Annotated in this window: 5 protein-coding genes; 4 read left to right on the forward strand and 1 reads right to left on the reverse strand. The window is 71.1% G+C overall.

From position 1 onward, the window contains the following. Positions 1-62: 62 nt before the first annotated feature. Entirely contained in the window at positions 63-806 is a 744-nt protein-coding gene (locus VIB55_RS18630) for a polyprenol monophosphomannose synthase (RefSeq protein WP_331878175.1), read from the reverse strand. 94 nt (positions 807-900) lie between these two features. Here VIB55_RS18630 and VIB55_RS18635 point away from each other — a divergent pair, with 94 nt between their 5' ends. From VIB55_RS18635 to VIB55_RS18650, 4 genes are all read left to right on the forward strand, one after another. Continuing rightward, on the forward strand, positions 901-2097 hold the full coding sequence (locus tag VIB55_RS18635) for a glycosyltransferase family 4 protein (protein ID WP_331878176.1): 1197 nt from the start codon (positions 901-903) through the stop codon (positions 2095-2097). A gap of 281 nt (positions 2098-2378) precedes the next feature. Beyond that, positions 2379-3278, forward strand: a complete 900-nt coding sequence (locus VIB55_RS18640) for a class I SAM-dependent methyltransferase (RefSeq protein WP_331878177.1) — start codon at positions 2379-2381, stop codon at positions 3276-3278. Beyond that, entirely contained in the window at positions 3275-4405 is a 1131-nt protein-coding gene (locus tag VIB55_RS18645; RefSeq protein ID WP_331878178.1) for a glycosyltransferase family 4 protein, read from the forward strand. The genes VIB55_RS18640 and VIB55_RS18645 overlap by 4 nt, the downstream gene beginning before the upstream one ends. Then, positions 4402-5253: hypothetical protein (locus VIB55_RS18650; RefSeq protein ID WP_331878179.1), on the forward strand; the 852-nt coding region annotated here is incomplete at its 3' end. The genes VIB55_RS18645 and VIB55_RS18650, both read left to right, overlap by 4 nt.

A 5253-nucleotide genomic window follows, 5' to 3' on the forward strand; every position in this document is an offset into this window, starting at 1 on the left:
AGCGGGGTGCGGATTCGGGCATGCGGTGTCGGCGGAAGAGAAAAGGGCCCCGGCGGCCGGGCTCAGGCGCGCAGCGCGGGGCGGCTGTCCAGCCGCCCGGTGGCCGCCAGGAAGCGCAGGCGCCAGACGCGCCACACGGCCTCGCGGACGATCTTCTTGCTCATCGTGCTTTCGCCCAGGTCGCGGTCCACGAACATGATGGGGATTTCGCCCAGGCGGAAGCCCTTCTTCCACGCGCGAAAGCTCATCTCGATCTGGAACGCGTAGCCGTTGCTTTCCACCCGGTCCAGCTCGATGGCCTCCAGCACCTGCCGCCGAAAGCACTTGAATCCGCCGGTGGCGTCGGCGATGGGCAGCCCCGTTACCCAGCGGGCGTACGAGTTGGCGAAGTAGCTGAGCAAAAGGCGCCCCATCGGCCAGTTGACGACGGTGACGCGGCCATGGAGGTAGCGCGAGCCCAGGACGAGGTCGTAGTCCTGCACCGCTTCCAGGAACTGGGGCAGGTGCGCGGGATCGTGGCTGAAGTCGGCATCCATCTCCAGCAGGATGTCGTACTTGCGCTCGATCCCCCACTTGAAGCCGGCGATGTAGGCCGTTCCCAGCCCCAGCTTTCCGGCGCGGTGGACGACGTGCACGCGCGGCTCGGCCGCGGCGATCTCTTCGGCGAGGCGGCCGGTTCCGTCGGGCGAGTTGTCGTCGACCACCAGGATTTCGAGCCGCTCATCGCGGGAGAGAACCGACGGAACGAGGCGCGGAAGGTTCTCGCTCTCGTTGAAGGTCGGGATGATGACGAGGGCGCGCTGCAAACGTCCGGAACGCGTGGGGAGTGCTTGTATTTGCTGGGAAAAGCCCCTAGTTTGGGCAGATGCACAACCTATCGCGGCGCTCCCCCTCCCACAAGTGAAGGTACTGTACCTGGTCTCGGCCTATCCGCGAGACCCGGACGACGTCATTACGCCCTGGATGGTGGAAACCATTCGCCGGCTGCGGCCGCTGGGCGTGGACGTAGAGGTGCTGGCGCCCGCCTACCGGGGCCTGCAGGCGCAGACGGTGGACGGCGTGACGGTCCACCGCTTTCGCTACGCGCCGCGCCCGTGGGAAACGCTCACCCACGACCAGACGGCGCCCGACCGCATCCGCGAGAAGCCCGCGTTCCTGGGCCTCGTCCCCGGCTACGTCGCCTCCGGATCGCTCGCCGCCGCGCGGCTGGCGCGCACGGGGCGCTTCGGCGTGGTGCACGCCTTCTGGCCCCTGCCCCACGGGGTGATCGGGCTGGCGGCCAAGCGCGCCTCGGGGGTGCCGCTGGTATCCACGTTCTTCGGCGTGGAATTGACGTGGATGGAAAAGGAGCTGCCGTTCCTTTCCCCCGTGCTTCGGCGCATCGTCCGCGGCTCCGACGCGGTGACGGCGATCTCCACCTACACTGCGGACCGGCTGCGGCGGCAGGTGCCCGGAGCGGACCCGGCCATCATCCCCTTCGGCGCCTCGGTGGAGCCGCCCGCGCAGCTTCCGCCCCCGCGCACGGACCCCGCCGCGCCCTTCGAGTTGCTGTTCGTCGGGCGGCTGGTGGAGCGCAAGGGCGTGCACCTGCTGCTGGATGCGCTGGCGACGCTGCCGCCGGAGCGCCCCGTCGTCCTCCGCGTCGTGGGCGATGGGCCGGAGCGGCCGCGGCTGCAGGAGCAGGCGGCGCGGCTGGGGCTGGGCGAGCGCGCGGTCTTCCACGGCTTCGTCAGCCAGGACGAGCTCAAGGCGCGCATCGCCGCTTGCGACTGCTTCGTCCTTCCCGCCGTCGTCGACGCCAAGGGCGACACCGAAGGGCTGGGCGTGGTGCTGCTGGAGGCCATGAGCTACGGCAAGCCGACCATCGCCAGCGCGGCGGGGGGCATCGTCGACATCGTCCGCGACGGGCGCAACGGCTTTCTCGTCCCTCCAGGCCAGGCGGGCCCCCTGGCGGACGCCATCAAGCGGATGATGGACGACCCCGCAGCGGCCCGGGAGATGGGGGTGCACGGGCGGCAGGACGTGGAGGCCGGCTTCTCGTGGAACGTGATCGTGGGGCGGCTGGCGGACGTGTACCGGCGCGTAGCCCGGCGCTGACGAACTCCCGGCAGGTGTGCGATATCTCTGGCGACGGACGTCCGCCACTACGGCGAAGACCCCGGCTGGACCACCGGCATCGACCAGCTGCGCTGGGACTTGGACGGCTAGCCGCGGCCGCTCCGGGCGCACCGCCCTCCCGCGCGCGGGGCTTTGCGCGTAGAATACCCCCTCTCGCGAACGCATCCCGCGTGGCGAGGAGGGGGTTTCCGGTTCCCGGCCGGCCGCGATGGACCCGCCGCGCCCCGACCGGCCTTCGCACGCACCACGCATCCGCACTCGTGACGACCCAAGCACGCGTCAGCCGCACCGACACCTCCGCCGTGGAGCCCCGCTACCTGGCGGCGCTCGAGGCCGAGCGCGCCGGCTGGTGGAATTCCGAGAACTTCGACACCTGGAAGAACCTGTACGTCAGCGAGTACGCGCGCGGGTTCTACGTGGTCGATACGCTGCAGAAGTACGTTCCCGGCTTCGCCACCGCGGGGGCCCGGGTGCTGGACATCGGCTGCGGCGACGCGGGGGTGCTGATTGCCTTCGCCGAGCGCGGCGCCCGCTGCGCGGGGATCGAGCTCGACGAAAAGAGCCTGGAGCGCGGAAGGCTGCGGGCCGAGGAGCACGGCGTGGAAGTGGACCTGCGCAGCGGCGTCGCCGAGGCGCTGCCGTGGGAGGATGCGTCGTTCGACCTGGTGATCCTGGACAACGTGCTGGAGCACGTGACCGACCGCGAAAAGACGCTGCTGGAAATCCGCCGCGTGCTGAAGCCGGGCGGGCTGCTGTACATGGTGACCCCCAAGCCGTTCTCGGCGTACAGCCTGTGGAACGACCCGCACTACGACCTGGCCGGCCTGGTGCTGATGCCGCGGCGGATGCAGATCTGGTACTTCGAAAAGCTGCGCGGCGGCGGAGAGGGAACGTACGACGTGGGGGTGATCCCCACCCGCCCCACCCTCAAGCGGATGCTGCGCGCCGCCGGCTTTTCCATCGCGGTGCCGCCCCGCGAATTGTGGGTGCACTACCTGCGCAACCGCATCGCCCGGCCGGAAGAGGTGAGGCCCGGGCTGAAGCGGAAGCTGGCGGGGTACTTCGGGTCGCGCCGCTGGCCCTTCCAGAACCCGGCGATGCGGCTGATGTGGGACGTGGCCATCGGCAGCAACTTCTTCATCGCCCGCCGCGACCCGTGAAGCCGCGGGTTCTTCACGTCATCTACGACGACCCCGCCAACCCCTGGGTGGCGGGCGGCGGCGCCGTGCGCGTCTTCGAGCTGTACCGTCACCTGGCGCCCGACGTCGAGGCCACGGTGGCGACGGGAAGCTATCCCGGCGCCCGGGACGAGACGATGGACGGGGTGCGCTACCTGCGCCTGGGCGCGGCGGGCCCGTACGCGTGGAGCCGCCTGACGTACGCCCGCGCGGCCAACTCCCTGCTGAGGTCGGCGGAGTACGACGCGGCGGTGTTCGACTTTTCCACCTACACCCCCGTCTTCGTCCCGTTCGATCGCCCGGCCGGCATCACCGTGCACCACGTGAGCGGGCCCACGGCGCGGGAGCGGTGGGGGCCGGTGCTGGCGCCGGCCATCGGGCGGCTGGAGACGTCGATGATCCGCCGGGCCGCGCGGCTGAGCGCCACCTCGCTGGCCACGCGCGACCTGCTGCGGGTCATCGCCCCCGGCGTGCCCATCGACATGGTGTACGCCGGCGTCCCCGACGAGCTGTTCGACCTGCCCCGCCGCCCGGAAGGGTACCTGCTGTACTTCGGGCGCCTGGACGTCTTCCAGAAGGGGCTGGATACCCTGCTGCAGGCATTCGCCCTTCTCATCCGCCAGCGGCCCGAGTTGGAGCTGCGCATCGCGGGTCGCGGCAAGGACGCCGAGCGGGTGGCGGCGATGTCGCGCGAGCTGGGCATCGACCGGAACGTCCGCATGCTGGGCGCGGTCAGCGAGGCCCAGCGCCAGGCGCTGTTCGCCGGCGCCGCCGTGCAGCTGATGCCGTCGCGCTTCGAAGGCTTCGGCATGGTGGCGGCCGAGGCCATGGCCGCGGGCGTTCCCCTCGTCGCGGCCGCCGCGGGCTCGCTTCCCGAAGTCGTCGACGCGCCCCGCGGCGGCGTCACCGTCCCCGCCGGCGACGCAGCCGCGCTGGCCGCCGCCGCCGCGCGGCTGCTGGACGACCGCGCCGCGCGCGAGGCCCTGTCGGCGTCGGCCCGCGTGTCGGCCGAGCGCTTCCGCTGGAACGCCGTGGCGGCGGACCACCTGCAGTTCATCCACCGAATCGCCGAGGGGCGCCCCGCGTCCCGTTCCCGAGCATCCCGATGAAGAAGACCGCTCCCCCGCCCCGCCGCCCGCCGGTGGGCGCCCCCGCCGAAACCGAGCCCCGGCTGGGCGCCGGCTGGGCCGCCGCGCTCTACTTTGCGCTGGCGCTGCTGTACTTTCTCCCCGCGTTCCTTCCCGGGCGGCACATCTTCGGGACCGACTACACGCAGTCGGGCTTCTTCTACTACGACTTCATCACCCAGAAGACCGGTTCCGGCGGGCTCCCCGAGTGGGTGCCGCACGTGTACGGCGGGCTGCCGCTCTTCTCCAATCCCGGCAGCACCTACTATCCCGTGCGCTGGCTGGCTGACTTCGCCGGCTCCACGCGGCTGTTCTTTCCCCTGCTCTTCTGGATCCAGTTCGGAATTGCGGGCTGGGGGATGTACCTGCTGGGACGCGAGATGGGGTGCCGCGCGTGGGTGGCGTTCGTGGTGGGGCTGGCCTTCCAGTGGACGGGCATCCTGACGTCGTGGGTGTACGCGGGCCACGACGGGCGCATCATCGTGGTCACCCTGGCTCCCCTGCTCTTCTGCTTCCTGCACCGGGGGATCCGCACGGCCGCGGTGGCTCCGTTCGTGGGCGCGGGGGCGACGGTGGGACTGGCGCTGCTCTCCTTCCAGATCCAGAACGCGTACTACCTGCTGCTGGCGGCGGGGGTGTGGTCCGTCTTCCTGCTGGTGTCGCTGCGCGTGCACCGCGAGCCGGCGCGGCTGGGGAAGGTGGCGGCGCTGGGCGTCGCTGCGGTGGCGTTCGGGTTCGTGATGGCGGCCGTCAACTTCCTCCCCTTCCAGGACTACGTCGACAAGTCGCCGCGCGGCATGACGGGCGGACGCGGATACGAGTACTCCACC

The organism is Longimicrobium sp. (genome assembly GCF_036554565.1).
Taxonomy (GTDB): Bacteria; Gemmatimonadota; Gemmatimonadetes; order Longimicrobiales; family Longimicrobiaceae; genus Longimicrobium.